This is a genomic window from Streptosporangium sandarakinum (assembly GCF_013409935.1).
GTDB lineage: Bacteria > Actinomycetota > Actinomycetes > Streptosporangiales > Streptosporangiaceae > Streptosporangium > Streptosporangium nondiastaticum.
The window spans coordinates 2969929-2985354 of sequence record NZ_JACCCO010000001.1; the positions used below are offsets into that span (position 1 = coordinate 2969929).

A 15426-nucleotide genomic window follows, 5' to 3' on the forward strand; every position below is an offset into this window, starting at 1 on the left:
GCGGGGTCCCGCCGGCCCGTCCCTCCTACCTCTCGCGGTGACCGCGGCCGCCGGCGCGCGTGAAGACGACCGTGTCCGCGGCCCTCTCGCCGGGGTCGTCGTCGGGATCCCCGCCGAAGCGCTCGCGTTCCCCGCCGAACTCACCGTCGAGGTCCCGGCGCTCCCCGCCGAGCTCACCGTCGAGGTCCTCGTGGCCTCCGTCGTGTTTCTCGCCGGAGTCCTCGTGGTCCCCGCCGGGGTGCTCGCCATGGCGCTCCGGCGGCTCCTCCTCGTCCAGGACCACCACGAGCTGCGCGGGCTCGTCGTGGAACGGTCCCTCGGCGGAGCCTCGGACGTCCTCCGGCGGATACACGGCCAGGGACGGCTCCGCGCCGGCCGCCGGGGCCGCCGCGGCGACGTGGGCTCCGGGAGCGGCGGGAGCCTCGAAGAGCCCGGGAGGCTTCGGGAAGGCGGGTTCGGGGAGGACGGCCTTCGGGGAGGCCGGGTACGCGGGATCGGCGGCGCGGCGCCGCCTGCCCGCCCGCGCCTCCGTCACGCCGTACGCGACGCCGAAGCCGACGGCCAGCACGGCGAACAGCACCCCGCCGGCGGCCATCAGCCTGCTCGTGACCTTCGCCTCCGGGGTGGACGAGGGTACGACGTCGACGACCGAGATGAAGGTGGAGCGCGGGGCCCTGAGCGCCTGCTGGCGGGTGAGCAGTTCCTTCCTGATGCGCTGCTTGGCCTTGACGACCACCTTCTGGGCCTCGGCGGCGGATCTGCTCCGCACCTCCACGTAGACGAACGGGCCGTTGGTGCTGATGCCCAGCAGGTCCGGGTTGGTGCGGCCGTCGTTGATCGTGATCTCGGTGGTGCCGCCCTTCACCAAGCCCAGCTCGGCCGCGACCTCGGAGGTGTTCATCGACAGGATGAGGATGCCGGCCGTGACGCGCAGGCCGTCACTGAACTGCAGCAGCGGGTTGGTCAGCCCTGTCGGCCTGGTCGGGTCGGCCGGGAGCGTCCCGCCGGTCGCGGGGGTGGTCAGCACCATGGACGCGGTCGAGACGTAGGTGGTCGGCACGAGGTGGAACGCCAGAGCGGCGGCGGCGAACGACAGGACGATCAGGGGAGGACCGACGAATCTCCGTTTGACCAGAGCGAAAACGGCCTTCCAGAAATACATAGGTCTCCGCCCCTATTTGTGCCGGGGCGTTACCGGGCCCCGAGACAATACAGTCACCAATCGGAAAACGCGGGTTCCTCGTTACGTCGGTCGGCTGGGAGACCATTCCGGTCGGCGTCCCATTCCGGATGTTACGTCCGGCGACCATGCAGCGATAGACCCGTTGACAGGCCGAAAGGCCCGGGTGACCGGGCCGCGCCGCCCGAGACGGGGGTTGATCGGATGGGGGCCTCGCCCGGGGACGACCAGGACGGAACGGGCGGCCCCGGCGCGGACGCCGTGCTCGCCGGCGCGGGGACCGCCGAGGCCGGGGACGCCACGAAGCCCGCGTCGTCCCGAGCCGGGGGGCGCGGCCGGCTGCCGGGGCTCGACGGGATCCGCGGGGTGGCGGCCCTGTTCGTGCTGGTGCACCACTGCCGGCTGCTCGCCTTCCCCGGCTACCCCGCCGACACCGGGCCGGGCTGGCTCTCCTGGCTCGTCTACGGCCACTTCGCGGTGGTGGTGTTCATCGTCCTGTCGGGTTTCTCGCTGGCGGTCTCCCCCGCGCGGTCCGGGTGGCGGCTGGGCGGCGTGCGCCGGTTCGCCCGCCGCCGCGCCTGGCGCATCCTCCCGCCCTACTGGGCGGCCCTGGTGTTCAGCCTGGTGGTCGCCTGGACCCTGGTCCCCCAGCCTGGGGAAGGGGCTCCCACGGCGAAGTCGGTGCTGGTCTACGGCCTGCTGCTGCACGATGTCCTCGGCGCGCCGAGCCCCAACGGCGCCTTCTGGTCCATCGCCGTGGAGGCGCAGCTCTACCTCGTCTTCCCGCTCCTGCTGCTGGTGCTGCGCCGGGCGGGCGCGTTCGTGATGCTCGCGGCCGTCACCGCCGTCGTGGCGGTGGTCGGCCTGCTCGCCCCCGTGTCGCATCCGGTGAGCCTGCTGCTCCGGCTGACCCCGCAGTTCGCCGCGCTGTTCGCGGCGGGCGTGGTCGCGGCGGGCGTCCTCGCCGCCGGGGAACGCGTGCGGCGGTTCCCCTGGCACCGGGTGGCGGCGCTCGCCTGCGTCCCGGTGCTCGCGCTGGTCGTCGCGCGCGGCCCCGTCTGGACCGTGGAGCACTACTACTGGGTCGATCTCGCGCTCGGCCCCGCCGTGGCCCTGCTGCTGGCGGGGGTGGCGACGGGCCGGCCGGCCGCGCTGGTGCGGCTGCTGGACACGCGGCCGGTACGGAGCCTCGGTTCCTTCTCCTACACGCTCTACCTGGTCCACGCGCCGATCGTCGTGGCGATCCACCGGCTGGTCGTCGCCCCGCACGTGCCCGGCGGCGTCCCGGCGTTCCTGGTCACCCTCGCGGTGGCCGGGCCGGTGAGCCTGGTGGCGGCACGCTCGTTCGCGGCGGTCTTCGAGTTGCCGTTCCAGCGTCACCGCGGCTGGCCCGCGCTGCGCGAGGCGATGCGGGGCCGGGTGTCACGGGCGCGCGCCGCGCTGCGCCCCGCCCCCGAACGCCCCTGACGCCTTCACCGGTCCGCCCGCGCGCCGTACGGCCCGCCTCACCGCCCCGGTCGTACGGCCGGGCCGCGGGAGCACGCCGTACGGCGGCGCCGTCACGGGCGCGGGCCGGGCGCCGGGCGTCCGGCGACCCGGCCGGAGGTGACCAGGTTCGCCGCCATCCGCGCGAGTTTGCGTCCGCGCCGGGCCGCGACCACGCACTGGCGGCGCACGTACATCCGGCGCGCGGCGGCCCGCGCGCGGCGGAGCCGGTCGTCGGTGAGGCCGCTCCGGTCGAGCCAGCGCAGCAGCTCGCGGTACTGCAGGGTGGAGGAGAACCGGGCCTGCCAGACGGGCACGTCCAGCCGGCGGGCGATCGTCCCCATGCGCTCGTGCTTCCAGTTGCGGTGGGCGAGCACCTCGGGCACGTGGCCCCACGGCCCGGCCAGTGCCAGCTTCGCCGCGAACACCTCGTCCTCGCGGAGCATGTTGCGCCGGGGGATGCCGACCACGACGGAGCGGCGCATCAGCCCGTAGAGCGGGTCGATCAGCAGGTGGCTCTCGTTGAGCAGGCGCAGCATCTCGGCGAACCGCTCGACCGGGTCGCCGGAGCGCAGCCCGGTGCCCTCGTAGACGCCGGTCCGGGTGGTTCCGTCCGGGTCGGTGTAGGCGACCTGCGTGGTGACCAGGATGAGCCGTTCGTCCTCGGCGAAGGCGCGCAGCGACCGGGAGACGCAGCCGGGCTCCAGCCGGTCGTCGTCGCCGACCCAGCGCAGGAACTCGCCCCGGGCGAGCCGGCCGGCGCCGATGAAGTTGTTGAGCAGCCCCACGTTCTCCGGCTGCCGGTGGTAGACGATCCGGTCGTCGGCGCGCGCCAGCTCCCGGCAGATCTCCTCCGTGCCGTCCGTGGAGGCGTTGTCGCAGATCACCAGCTCGATGTCCGGGTGGTCCTGGGCCAGCACCGACCGGACCACCCCCTCCAGCCGCGCGGCGCCGTTGCGCACCGGCAGCCCGACGGACACCAGCGTGCCGGGGCCGATCATCGGTTCTCCTCTTCGGTGGGTTCGGGGCCCGGCGTCACCGGGCGGGTTCCGGCGTTCAGCGATCCGGTCACCCGTCCGGCGAGCCGCCCCAGCTCGGCCCGCGGTACGACGAGAAGCACGAAGGCGAGCGTTCCCGCGCCGCCCGCCACGCAGAGCCGTACGAACGGGATGTCCGGGGTGACGTGTGCCAGCGCGGTCGTCACCGCCGCCGCCAGCGCGCCGCCCAGCAGCGGCCGCACCAGCGCGGAGGCCAGCGGGGCGACGGCCACCCCGGCCCGGTGCAGGGCGAGCGCGGTCAGCGGCAGTGCCACCAGCAGCGCGACCGCCGCGTGTGCGATCGCCGCCCCCCGGATGCCGTCCACGCGCGCGCCGATCATCAGGGCGGGCACCAGCGCCACGGCCCAGCCCAGGTTGAGCCATACGGTGGACCGGGTCTCGCCCATGGCCGCGAGGATGTCCACCGCCAGGGCGGCCAGCATCCGCACGACCATGAGGATCGCGAGGAACCGCAGCACCTCGGCGGCGGGCGCCCAGCGCTCGCCGTACAGGAGGACCACCACCGAGGGGGCGAGCGTGCCGAGCACCACGGCGATCGGCAGGACGACGGAGACCAGCAGCGGCACGGCCCGCCCCACCCCCCGCGACAGCGACTCCCGGTCCTCCTCGGCCAGCCGGGAGAAGCCGGGCAGCGCGACGTAGCGGATGGCGGTGCCGACCAGGCCCGGAACCCAGCTGGAGATGTTGAAGGCCAGCAGGTAGAAGCCGAGCGGGGCGGCGCCGAGGGTGTCGCCGACGATGACGGAGTCGGCATTCAGCAGCACCCCCTCGATGCCCAGGCTGACGCACAGCGGCAACCCGAACACCAGGAGCCGCCCGGCGACCGCGCGGTCCAGCCCGGCGCTGATCCGCACCCGGGCGGAGAGGACCACCAGCACCCCGGTGACGGCGGCGCCGGCGAGCTGCCCCCAGGCGAAGCTGTAGGCCCCGGCGCCCGTGGCGGCGAGCCCGATCGTCACCGGGGCGTTCACGCAGAAGCCCACCAGGTTGGCCCGGGTGAGCCGGTCCTGCTGGAACCGGCGCATCAGCGCCGCGCTGCGCACGGCGGTCAGGCCGTAGACGAGGTTGGTGGCGCTGAGCACGCGGATGACCCCGGTGGCGCCCTCGTTGCCGGACATCTCCGCGAAGTACGGGGCGACCACCCAGAAGACCCCGTACAGGGCGGCGCTGGAGGCGATGGCCACGACGGTCGCGGTGGGAGCGATCTCCTCCAGCCGGCCCCGCCACTGCACGACGGCCGCGATGACGCCCGCGTCGTTGACGTAGAGGACGAACTGGCTGGCGGCCAGCGCGATGGCGTAGACGCCGAAGTCCTCGGGCACCAGCAGGCGGGCGAGGACGAGGCTCATGACGAACGAGCCGGCCTTCATCACCAGGTTGCCGAGCACGCTCCAGCGCAGCCCGCGCCCGGCCCGCCGGCCGATCTCCCCGGCCCGGCCGCCGCCCGGGTCCGCGGCACCGGTGGCGGGCGCCGCGCCCTGACCGTCTTCCATCTCCCGCCTCTCACCATCCGACCGCCGCCCGCCGGTCGCCGCCCACCTCCGGCGTGCGGGCCGGCCGGGCGGGTTCCTCCTAAGCGGGTTCCTCGACCCGTTCCAGCCAGATCTCCCGCCAGAACGGGATGAACGCCCGGGGGCAGCTCACGGTGTAGGCGCCCGCGCAGACGATGCCCTCCAGGACGATGCAGGGACTCTTCATCGTGAGCATCCGGCCGGTCCGCTCGTCGATGCAGCGGTCCACCCGGGACAGCACCCGCGCGGTCCGCCCGCAGTACCGCGACATCTCCTCGTCGAACCCCATCCCGCGGTTGAGCCGGTCCTGGTTGAGGGTTCCGAGGATCTCCGCCTTCGATTTGATCCGGACGAGCTCGCCCGGTCGCAGGCCGAGGGCGCCGTCCGGTGTCGGGCCGGTGAGCCGCCCCGCGACGAATCCCCACCGCATGCCGTCCCGGAACCGCAGCCACCCGGGCAGCCTCCGGCTGCGGTCCTGGACGCGGTTGAAGAGCCCGATGAGCAGGGCGCGGAGCACGAACAGCGGCCCCGCGTTGCCGGTGCGCACGTCCATGACGTACTGCCGGACGTCCTTGAGCGGCAGGCAGGACGGCGCGGCGCGCAGCATCTCGGTCCCCTGGCAGGAGAACCGCTCCTCGCCGTCCGGGCCGGGTTCCTTCCTGGTGGCCGCCTCGATGAGCGGCAGCAGACGGCGGCCCGACGCGGGACCGGGCGGTGCGGCGGAGCCCGGCGCGCCGAGCGCGGCGAAGGAGCCGTCCCGCCTCTCCGGTACGGCGGCGCCGGGCGGAGCCGCGGCCGGATCGGCGGGGGTGCCCCGTTCCGGAGGGCCGCCGGGTTCGACCCGTTTGAGCCACGCCTCCTTCCAGTACATCAGGCAGGCCGTCTGGCAGCCGCCGTGCGCGCCGCCGTCGCAGCGCGCGCCGGTGAGGTGGACGGCGCGTTCCATCCGCCGCATCCCGCTGCGGCCGATCGTGTCGCACACCTTGTGCGCCACCTTGTGCACCGTGAGCCGCCGCCCGCAGTAGGCCAGCATCTCCGGCATGAAGGGCAGGCCCTCCAGCTCGCCCCGCTCGTCCAGCGTGGCCAGGATCTCGGCCTCGCCGCGCACCTCGACCAGATCCCCTGCCCGGAGGTCGAGGGCGCCCGCGTCCGGGGCGGTCCGTGTCGCCGTCATGCCAGCTCCTTGAGCAGTCCGGCGGCGCGGAGGTCCCGCGCCGCGTCCGCCACGACGTGGAACGGCAGTCCGGACCGTTCCGCGATGTCCAGCAGGCCGTGGTCGCCGCCCGAGAGGTTCAGCACCCACAGCATCGCCATCTGCGCCTGCTTCGTGTCGCTGCGCCCGCCGAGCGAGCCGTACAGGCCCCGCCTGCCGAGCTGCGGCTCGCCGTACGGGCTGAGGTTGAGGTGCCGGCGGTCGCCCTCCAGCACCCGGGTGATCTCCCAGCAGGCTTCGAGGGTGTCGGTCATGGCCTCCGGCGTCACGAAGCCGGGGTCGTCGGCCGAGGTGTGGTACTCGGGGTAGCCGGCGTACGGCGTGCGGGTCAGGCAGCCCACTGGCAGGTCGAACCCCGGGGAGCAGAACTGCCGCTCGTCGTAGCCGTACGGGGAGAAGTCCACGATCTCGTGGGGCCGTCCCGACGCGCGCAGCACGTGGGCCGCGGCCCGGTCCACGGCGGCGTCCCCCCGCCTGCTGCGCTTGTAGGTCAGGTGGCCGCGGTCCCCGGCGCAGGCCAGCACGAGGCCGTGCCGGATCAGCCCGGCGCGCTCCCGGTTGAGCGCCAGCCAGGTGATCGCGCCGATGGTGCCGGGCGCGAACAGGAAGCGGTAGGTGTAGTGGGGGTCCGTCCCGGCCAGCCGCCGGGCGAGGCGGGTGGCCACCGCGATGCCCGCGAGGTTGTCGTTGGCCAGCGACGGGTGGCACACGTGGCAGGAGACGAGCACCTCCTCGGAGGTGCGGCCGGGCACCACGTGCTCGCCGTAGGTGAGGTGGCCGTCGGCGAGCGTCGCGTCGATCCGGACCTCGTAGCGGCCCTCCGGCAGGGCGGCGAGCGTGTTCTCCGCCAGGCAGAAACCCCAGGTCTCCGCGTAGTAGCTCGTGCGGTACGGGACCAGGCCGGGCTGCTCGGGCAGCGTGTGCAGGTGGGGCCGCAGCTCGGCGAGGGTCATGGTGGCCGACACCGGCACGCTGTAGCCGACCACGTGCAGGTTCGACGCGGCGAAGTCGACGACCCGCCTGCCGGAGGCGTCCTTGACGTAGGCGTCGCGGACGTTCCACTCCTTCGGCACGGTCCAGTCGAGGACCGGCGTCCCCGTCGGGACCTCACGGACCCGGAGTGGGACGCTCTCGCCGACGATGTCCAGGGTCCGGCGCACGCCGTCGCCGGTGATGCTCCGGCACAGCGGGTAGAGCCGCTCGACCAGGGCGTGCATCTCCCGGCCCTCGTCCCCGGCCGCTCCCGCCCCCGCCGTGCCCGACCGGGCAGCGGCCCCGGCGGCCCCCGCGGTCCCGGCCGTTCCGGCGGTTCCGGCGGTCATCGGCGGCCGTCCCGCGGCCGGGGCGCGTCACCGGCGACCGGCCGGAGCGTGTCGTCGACGGCTCCGGCCATCCGCCGGTCCGCCAGCCGGGTCAGGCGGGTGAAGCGCCGCTGGAAGTCGTGCCCCGTCAGGCCGTGCCGCTCGTAGGACTCCACCAGTTCGGCCGCGCCCGCCTTGACCGTCCAGCGCGGCCGGTAGCCGGGCAGCGCGGCGCGCACCCGGGAGAAGTCGACCCGGTAGGACCGCGGGTCCGCCCCGGCCTCACCGGTGATCACCAGCCGGGAGCCGGGCACCGCCTCGGCGACCTCGGCGGCGATCTCCGACACCCGCACGTTGTTCTGCTCGGTGCCCACATTGAACGCCCTGGCGTGCACCGCGTCCCGGGGGGCCGCCAGCGCCAGGACGAAGGCGTCGGCGATGTCGCGGGCGTGCACCAGCGGCCGCCACGGGGTGCCGTCGGACAGCACCCGGACCTCCCCGGTCAGCAGCGCGTGCCCCACGAGGTTGTTCAGCACGATGTCGGCCCGCAGCCGGGGCGAGAAGCCGAACGCGGTGGCGTTGCGCAGGAAAACCGGGCTGAAGTCGCCGTCGGCCAGCTCGGCCAGGTCGTCCTCGACGCGGACCTTGGACTCGGCGTACGGGGTCACCGGGCGCAGCGGCGCGTCCTCGCCGACCAGGTCGTCGCCGCCGGAGGCGCCGTAGACCGAGCAGGTGGAGGCGTACAGGAACCGCCGCACGCCCGCGTCGCGGGCCAGCCGGGCCAGCCGTACCGACGCGTGGTGGTTGATCTCGTAGGTCAGTTCCGGCGCCAGCGAGCCGAGCGGGTCGTTGGACAGCGCGGCCAGGTGGATCACCGCGTCCACCCCGGTCAGCTCGGCGGCGGTGACGTCCCGCAGGTCGGCCGCGTGCCCGCCCGGGTCGGCGGGCGCGGGGCCCAGGACGCAGTCGGCGAACAGCCCGGAGTCCAGTCCGGTGACCTCGTGACCCGCCCCGGTCAGCGCCGGGGCCATCACGCTCCCCAGGTATCCCTGATGCCCGGTCAGCAGCACCCGCATCGCGTCTCTCCTCCAGCCAGATCAAGGGTCAGCTTGCTTACGTGGAACGCCTCGGCGTAGCGGGCGTGGCACTCGATCCCGCGGATGCGGGCCAGGCCGAGGAACGCCTCGCGGTCGTACCAGGGCCGCCGGCGCTGGGAGGGGTAGTGCTCGTGCAGCAGGGCCGCCTTCGCCTCGGCGACCTCCGGGGCGAGCGGCTGGTAGACCGACGGCCGCCCGAGGTCGCCGTCCCATTTGACGATCTCGTAGCCGAGCACCTGGTGGTCGCGGAAGGCCGTGGGCACGAGCTTCGCCAGACCCCGGTGGTCCTGGTGGGCGTCACCGGGGTGCGGGGCGAACAGCAGGTCGGGGCCGGTCCGCGCGCGCAGGCCCTCGACCGCCTCCTTGGCCTCGTCCCAGTGCGCCGGCAGCCGCCCGTCGGGCAGTCTCAGCACGGTCAGCCGCAGGTCCGCGCCGGGGCAGAAGGCCGCGAGGGCGGCGTGCTCCTCGTCCTCCCGCTCGGTGCCGCCGCCGGAGAGCACCAGCGCGTCCACCCGGAGCCCGGGGCGGGCCGTGCAGAGGGTGAGCAGGGTGCCGCCGGCGCCGATGGCGAGGTCGTCGCAGTGCGCGGCGAGCAGGGCGATCGCGCCGCCGCCCGGCGGCGTCCGGAAACCGATCACGGGGTACGCGCCCCCGGTACGGCCGCCACCCCGCCCGCGGACCGCCCCGGCGGGGCCTCGGCGGCCGGGGCTCCGGCCCCCGCCGGTACCCGTGGGACCGTTCCCGGCGGAGGCGGCGGCGTGCCGGGCTCGCGCTCCCACAGCGCCCACGGCCGCTCGCCCCGCGAGTACGCCTCGTCCAGGGCGACCCGCTCCCGGACCGTGTCGGTCGGCCGCCAGTAGCCGCGGTGCGGGTAGGCGAGCAGCCGGCCGCGCTTGGCCAGCTCGGCGCAGCCGTCCGTGACGAGGTCGCCGCCCGGCGGGATGTGGTCGAAGACCTCCTGCCGGAGCACGAAGTACCCGCCGTTCACCCACAGCGGCATCCGGCTGACCGGGGTGATCCCCCCGACCAGCCCGCGCTCGCCGAGCTCCACGCAGTGGAAGGTGTCCGACGGCGGGACGACCATCATCGAGGCGCCCGCGCCGGAGGCGGCGAAACGGTCGATGATCTCCGGAAGCGGCGCGTCGGTGAGCACGTCGGCGTAGTTGGCGAGGAACATGTCGTCGCCGCCGAGGTGGTCGCGGACCCGGCGCAGCCGTTCGCCGATGGGCGAGTCGATGCCGGTCTGCACGAACGAGATCGACCACTCGGAGATGTCGGCGGACAGCAGCTCGACCCGGCCGCCGCGCAGCACGAAGTCGTTGGAGGTGGTCTCCTCGTAGTTCAGGAAGAAGTCCTTGATGTGGTGCGCGCCGTAGCCCAGGCAGAGGACGAACTCGGTGTGCCCGAAGTGCGCGTAGTACCGCATCACATGCCAGATGAGCGGGCGGGGACCCACGAGCTGCATGGGCTTGGGCACGTCACCGGGTGTCCCGGTGCGCATCCGCGTGCCGTACCCGCCGCAGAAGAGGACGACCTTCACGGCTTCACCTCGACGATCTCCAGTCTCGGGATGGGGAAGACCAGCCGGCCGCCCCACCCGCCGACGAAGGACAGCTGGCCGGTGAGCTCCTCGCGCAGGTTCCACGGCAGGACCAGCACGTAGTCGGGCCGGTCCTCGGCGATCCGCTCGGGCGGGTGGATCGGGATCCGCGCGCCCGGGGTGAACCTGCCGTGCTTGTAGGGGTTGCGGTCGACGGTGTAGCGGAGCAGGTCGGGGCGGACGCCGCAGTGGTTGAGCAGCGTGTTGCCCTTGCCCGGGGCGCCGTAGCCGACGACCGTACGGCCCTCCTCCGCGGCGCGCAGCAGGAACCCCAGCAGGTCGCGCCGGACCCGGGACACCCGCCCGGCGAACTCGGCGTACCCGGCCGGCTCGTGCAGACCGGCGGCCTTCTCCTCGGCGAGCGCCTCGGTCACCCGCTCCGACGGCTCGCCCGCCGCCTCCGCCGGGCGGGCCCACAGCCGGATCGAGCCCCCGTGGGTCGGCAGCCGCTCGACGTCCACCAGGGCCAGCCCGCCCGAGGCCAGGGCGCGGCGGGCGGAGGCGACCGTGTAGTACTGGAAGTGCTCGTGGTAGATCGTGTCGTACTGGTTCAGCTCCATCAGCGTCAGCAGGTGCTGCACCTCGACGGAGACCCACCCGTCGTCGGCGACGAGCGCGCGCAGGCCCCTGGTGAAGCCGATGACGTCGGGGATGTGGGCGTAGACGTTGTTGGCCACGACGAGGTCGGCCGGCCCGTGCTCCGCGCGCACCGCCGCGCCGGTCTCCGGGCCGAGGAACGCCTCCAGCGTCGGCACGCCGCGTTCCCTCGCCGCCCGCCCCACGTTCGCCGACGGCTCGACGCCCAGGCAGCGGATGCCCCGGTCGACGACGTGCCGCAGCAGGTAGCCGTCGTTGCTGGCCACCTCGACGACGAACGAGCCGCCGTCCAGCCCCAGCCGCCCGGCCGCGTCGTCCACGAACCGCCGCGCGTGCTCCACCCACGACGTCGAGTAGGACGAGAAGTAGGCGTACTCGGTGAAGGTGTCCTCGGGGGTGATCAGCGGCGGGATCTGCGCCAGCCAGCAGGCGGTGCACACCCGCAGGTGCAGCGGGTAGGCCGGCTCCGGCTCGTCGAGCCGGTCGGCGGTCAGGAACCGCTCGCAGGGCGGGGTCGCCCCCAGGTCGACGACGCTGGCCAGGCTCGTCGAGCCGCACAGCCGGCAGGTTGTCATGGTTACGCTCCCTCGCCGCGCGACGCGGCTCGACCGGTATTCGCCAAGATCACTTCAGCGGGCGGGGACCCTTGAATTTCGCCCGTTTCCTCCACCGCGTTACACCGCCGTGGCATGCTTCGGCCCATGAAGCCGCTGAGCATCGACGGCGCGTGGGTCCACACGCCGCGGGTCCACGCCGACCGGCGCGGCACGTTCGCCGAGGTCTTCCCCGCCGGCGGGCTGCGGGAGGCGGCCGGGCGCGGGCTCGGCCTGGCCCAGGCCAACTGCTCGGTCTCCCGGCGCGGGGTGGTGCGGGGCGTCCACTTCGCGGACGTGCCGCCCGGCCAGGCGAAATACCTCACGTGCGTCTCCGGGGCCGTCCTGGACGTGGTGGTGGACATCCGGGTGGGCTCGCCGACCTTCGGCCGGTGGGAGACGGTGCGCCTGGACGAGGAGTCGCGGCGCGGCCTGTACGTCGCCGAGGGGCTGGGCCACGGCTTCATGGCGCTCACCGAGCAGGCCACGGTCGTCTACCTGTGCTCGGAGCCCTACACCCCGGCCCGCGAGCACGGCGTCCACCCGCTCGACCCGGCCGTCGGCATCGAGTGGCCGGCCGGCGTGGAGCCGATCCTGTCGGACAAGGACGCCGCCGCGCCCACCCTCGCCGAGGCCCTCGCGGCGGGGCTGCTGCCCCGCTACGAGACCTGCGCGGCGCACTACCGCCGCCTGGCCGCCGTGGACCGTGCCACCACCGCGGACGGCGCCGCCCGGGTGCCGGACCCGTACGGCGCGGCCCCCGGCTCCCCCGTCGTGGACGGCGCCGCGAGCCGTCACGTCCCGGGCGGCGCGGGCGGCCCTAGCCTCTGACCAGCACATCGGACTCCCGCAGCGCCTCCCGCCAGTCCCGCAGCGGCGGCAGCCCCGCCCGGTGCCACCGGTCGTGCCCCAGCACGCTGTAGGCCGGGCGCCGCGCCGGGCGGGGGAACCGCTCCGCCGCGACCGGGTTGACCCGCGCCGGGTCCGCGCCGGCCAGCTCGAAGATCTCCCGGGCGAAGCCGTACCAGCTCGTTCGGCCGGAGGCGGTGGCGTGGTAGACGCCCGGCGGGGCGTCCGCGCGGCCGAGCGCGGCGATCCAGGCCGCGAGGTCGCCGGCCCAGGTCGGCTGGCCGAACTGGTCGGCCACGACGTCCACGACCGGCCGTGCCCGCTCCGCCGCGAGTATCGCGCGGACGAAGTCCCGGCCGGCCGCGCCGTACAGCCAGGCCGTTCGCACGACGTAACCGGCGCCGGGGAGCGTCTCCAGCACCGCCCGCTCGCCCGCGAGCTTGGTGCGACCGTAGGCGTTGACCGGGCCGGTCGGGGCGTCCTCGGGATAGGGGGCGCGGGCGGTGCCGTCGAAGACGTAGTCGGTGGACGGCTGGACCAGCCGCGCGCCGGCGGCCCGGCACGCCTCGGCCAGTGCCCGCACGCCGTGCCCGTTGACGGCCAGCGCCTCGGCCTCGCGGGTCTCGGCGTCGTCCACCGCGGTCCACGCGGCGCAGTTCACCACGACGTCCGGCCGGAGGTCGGGCACCAGGCGGCGTACGGCGCGCGTGTCGCGCAGGTCGAGGTCGGCCCTGCCGAGCGCGACGACGTCCTCCCCGTCGGCCGAAAGGCGGCGCAGCAGCTCGGCGGCGAGCATCCCGGAGGCGCCGGTGACCAGCCACCGGGTCATGCGGTCCCCTTCTCGTCGCGTTCCTCCACGGCGGTCTTCCACCAGCCGGGGTTGTCGGCGTACCAGCGGACGGTGTCGGCCAGCCCCCGGTCGAACGGCACGGCCGGCCGGTAGCCGAGGGCGCGCAGCCTCGCGTCGTCCAGCGAGTAGCGGCGGTCGTGCCCCTTGCGGTCGGCGACGCGCTCGACCATGCCCCAGCCCGCGCCGCAGGCCGTGAGCAGCCGCCCGGTGAGCTCGACGTTGGTCAGCTCCGCCGTACCGGCGATGTGGTAGACCTCGCCGGGCTCGCCGCGCTCGGCCACCAGGCGGATGCCCGCGCAGTGGTCGGCGACGTGGATCCAATCGCGCACGTTGCCGCCGTCGCCGTACAGGGGCACTTTCAGGCCGCGCAGCAGGTTGGTCACGAAGAGCGGGATCATCTTCTCCGGGTACTGGTACGGCCCATAGTTGTTGCCGCAGCGGGTGATCGACACCGGCAGGCCGTAGGTGACGGCGTAGGCGAGCGCGATCATGTCGCCGCCCGCCTTGGCCGCCGCGTACGGCGAGCGGGGCCGCGGCGGCGCGGACTCGTCCCAGGAGCCGCTGTCGATCGACCCGTACACCTCGTCGGTGGACACCTGCACCACCCGCGGGACGCCCGCCGAAAGGCACGCCTGCATCAGGGTCTGCGTGCCGAGGACGTTGGTCCGGGTGAACTCGGCCGGCCCCTCGATCGACCGGTCCACGTGGGACTCGGCGGCGAAGTTGACCACGAGGTCGTGGCCGGGCACGACCTTCGCCAGGAGCGCGGCGTCGCAGACGTCGCCGCGCACGAAGTCGTGCGGGACGTCGCGCAGGTTCGCCGGGTTGCCGGCGTAGGTCAGCTTGTCGAGGACCGTCACGGCGGCGCCGTCCGCGGCGAGCGCGCGGGCGAAGTGGGAGCCGATGAACCCGGCGCCACCGGTGACCAGGACACGGCGGAACGCGCGGGCGGCGGTGCTGCCGGAGTCTGTCATCGGGTCTCCTTCGTGGATACCCCGGCCTTCAGGCCGGGGAGAAAGCGAAGCTCCTGCGGAGCAGGGCAAGGAGGGACGAATCGCCGCCGAGGTGATTCAGCGTCCGCGGCCACTGGCCGGCACCTGCCACTCACACGGAAACTGGTAGATCGTGAGGCGCGATGCAGCAGGTCAAGCGGGCATTCAAGTGCCGCTTCTACCCCGCGGACGAGCAGGCGGCTGAGCTGTCCCGCACGTTCGGCTGCGTCCGCCTCGTGTACAACAAGGCTCTGGAGGAGCGCACACGGGCGTGGTACGGCGAGCAGCGCCGGATCTCCTACGTGGAGTCTTCGGCCGCGCTGACGCATAGGGAGCCGACGACGGTGACCGTGTCCTGTGACAGCGCGGGCCGGTGGTTCGTGTCCCTGCTGTGCGAGGACACCATCATCCCCGCGCCCGCCACCACGGCGGCCGTCGGCATCGACGCCGGGATCACCTCCCTGGTGACCTTGTCCACCGGCGAGAAGATCAGCAATCCGAGGCACGAGCGCCGTGACCGCGCCCGCCTGGCGAAGGCGCAGCGTGAGCTGTCGCGAAAGGCGAAGGGCTCGGCCAACCGTGAGAAGGCCCGCCGGAAGGTCGCCAGGGTCCACGCGCGGATCGCCGACCGGCGCCGCGACTTTTTGCACAAGCTGTCGACTCGGCTCGTCCGTGAGGACCAAACGGTCGTGATCGAGGACCTCACCGTCCGCAATCTGCTGAAGAACGGCAAGCTCGCGCGCGCCATCTCCGATGCGGCCTGGACGGAACCGCGCTCCATGCCGGCGTACAAGTGCGCCTGGTACGGACTCGATCTCGTCGTGATCGACCGCTGGTCCCCCGGCTCGAAGCCGTGCGGGAACTGCGGGACGGTCCGCGGGAGACTGCCGCTGAACGTCCGTGAGTGGACGTGCGACTGCGGCGCCGTGCATGACCGTGACGTGAACGCGGCACGCAACATCCTGACCGCCGGGCTGGCGGCGTCTGCCTGTGGAGACGGTGTAAGACCTCAACGGGAGTCCTCCCGGACGGGGCGGTCGTCGGTGAAGCAGGAACCCCAGCGGGCGACCGCTGGAATCCCCCGCCTTTAGGCGGGGGAG

The 15426-nt window shown here is 74.1% G+C and carries 14 protein-coding genes; 3 read left to right on the forward strand and 11 right to left on the reverse strand.

Annotated features, from left to right (window positions below; translation table 11 throughout):
* Window positions 1-25 precede the first annotated feature (25 nt).
* Window positions 26-1162: a hypothetical protein gene (locus HDA43_RS13255; RefSeq protein WP_179820331.1), complete on the reverse strand. Its 1137-nt coding sequence runs from the start codon at window positions 1160-1162 to the stop codon at window positions 26-28.
* Between the two features lie 222 nt (window positions 1163-1384).
* Here HDA43_RS13255 and HDA43_RS13260 point away from each other — a divergent pair, with 222 nt between their 5' ends.
* Complete coding sequence (locus tag HDA43_RS13260; RefSeq protein ID WP_179820333.1) at window positions 1385-2647, forward strand: acyltransferase family protein; 1263 nt, start codon at window positions 1385-1387, stop codon at window positions 2645-2647.
* A 92-nt stretch (window positions 2648-2739) separates the two neighbouring features.
* Here HDA43_RS13260 and HDA43_RS13265 read toward each other — a convergent pair whose 3' ends face one another.
* The 8 genes from HDA43_RS13265 to HDA43_RS13300 form a co-directional block, all read right to left on the reverse strand.
* Window positions 2740-3666 carry a glycosyltransferase family 2 protein gene (locus HDA43_RS13265; RefSeq protein ID WP_179820336.1) on the reverse strand — a complete coding sequence of 309 codons (927 nt, stop codon included), beginning with the start codon at window positions 3664-3666 and terminating at the stop codon, window positions 2740-2742.
* Window positions 3663-5216, reverse strand: coding sequence for a lipopolysaccharide biosynthesis protein (locus tag HDA43_RS13270; RefSeq protein WP_179820338.1), 1554 nt, complete (start codon window positions 5214-5216; stop codon window positions 3663-3665). The genes HDA43_RS13265 and HDA43_RS13270 overlap by 4 nt, the downstream gene beginning before the upstream one ends.
* 79 nt (window positions 5217-5295) lie before the next feature.
* Window positions 5296-6408 carry a hypothetical protein gene (locus HDA43_RS13275; protein WP_179820341.1) on the reverse strand — a complete coding sequence of 371 codons (1113 nt, stop codon included), beginning with the start codon at window positions 6406-6408 and terminating at the stop codon, window positions 5296-5298.
* Entirely contained in the window at window positions 6405-7769 is a 1365-nt protein-coding gene (locus tag HDA43_RS13280; protein ID WP_246423974.1) for a DUF4910 domain-containing protein, read from the reverse strand. The genes HDA43_RS13275 and HDA43_RS13280 overlap by 4 nt, the downstream gene beginning before the upstream one ends.
* A complete protein-coding gene (locus tag HDA43_RS13285; protein WP_179820344.1) occupies window positions 7766-8824 on the reverse strand; it encodes an NAD-dependent epimerase/dehydratase family protein in 1059 nt (352 codons plus the stop codon). Before HDA43_RS13285 ends, HDA43_RS13280 begins: the two co-directional genes overlap by 4 nt.
* Entirely contained in the window at window positions 8809-9483 is a 675-nt protein-coding gene (locus HDA43_RS13290) for a PIG-L deacetylase family protein (protein WP_312873226.1), read from the reverse strand. The genes HDA43_RS13285 and HDA43_RS13290 overlap by 16 nt, the downstream gene beginning before the upstream one ends.
* Window positions 9480-10385 (reverse strand): sugar phosphate nucleotidyltransferase, encoded by a 906-nt coding sequence (locus HDA43_RS13295; RefSeq protein WP_312873227.1) that lies wholly within the window; start codon window positions 10383-10385, stop codon window positions 9480-9482. The genes HDA43_RS13290 and HDA43_RS13295 overlap by 4 nt, the downstream gene beginning before the upstream one ends.
* Entirely contained in the window at window positions 10382-11617 is a 1236-nt protein-coding gene (locus HDA43_RS13300; RefSeq protein WP_179820347.1) for a class I SAM-dependent methyltransferase, read from the reverse strand. Before HDA43_RS13300 ends, HDA43_RS13295 begins: the two co-directional genes overlap by 4 nt.
* Before the next feature lie 126 nt (window positions 11618-11743).
* On the opposite strand from HDA43_RS13300, the gene rfbC reads away from it, so the two are divergent.
* Complete coding sequence (gene rfbC, locus HDA43_RS13305) at window positions 11744-12466, forward strand: dTDP-4-dehydrorhamnose 3,5-epimerase (RefSeq protein ID WP_179820350.1); 723 nt, start codon at window positions 11744-11746, stop codon at window positions 12464-12466.
* Here the strand turns inward: rfbC and rfbD are convergent.
* Together rfbD and rfbB are read right to left on the reverse strand one after the other, a co-directional pair.
* On the reverse strand, window positions 12456-13313 hold the full coding sequence (gene rfbD / locus HDA43_RS13310; protein WP_179820353.1) for a dTDP-4-dehydrorhamnose reductase: 858 nt from the start codon (window positions 13311-13313) through the stop codon (window positions 12456-12458). The genes rfbC and rfbD overlap by 11 nt on opposite strands.
* Window positions 13310-14308, reverse strand: coding sequence for a dTDP-glucose 4,6-dehydratase (gene rfbB, locus HDA43_RS13315; RefSeq protein ID WP_179820355.1), 999 nt, complete (start codon window positions 14306-14308; stop codon window positions 13310-13312). Before rfbB ends, rfbD begins: the two co-directional genes overlap by 4 nt.
* 161 nt (window positions 14309-14469) lie before the next feature.
* Between rfbB and HDA43_RS13320 the strand changes: the two genes are divergently transcribed.
* A complete protein-coding gene (locus tag HDA43_RS13320) occupies window positions 14470-15417 on the forward strand; it encodes an RNA-guided endonuclease InsQ/TnpB family protein (RefSeq protein ID WP_179820358.1) in 948 nt (315 codons plus the stop codon).
* The last annotated feature ends 9 nt before the right edge of the window (window positions 15418-15426 follow it).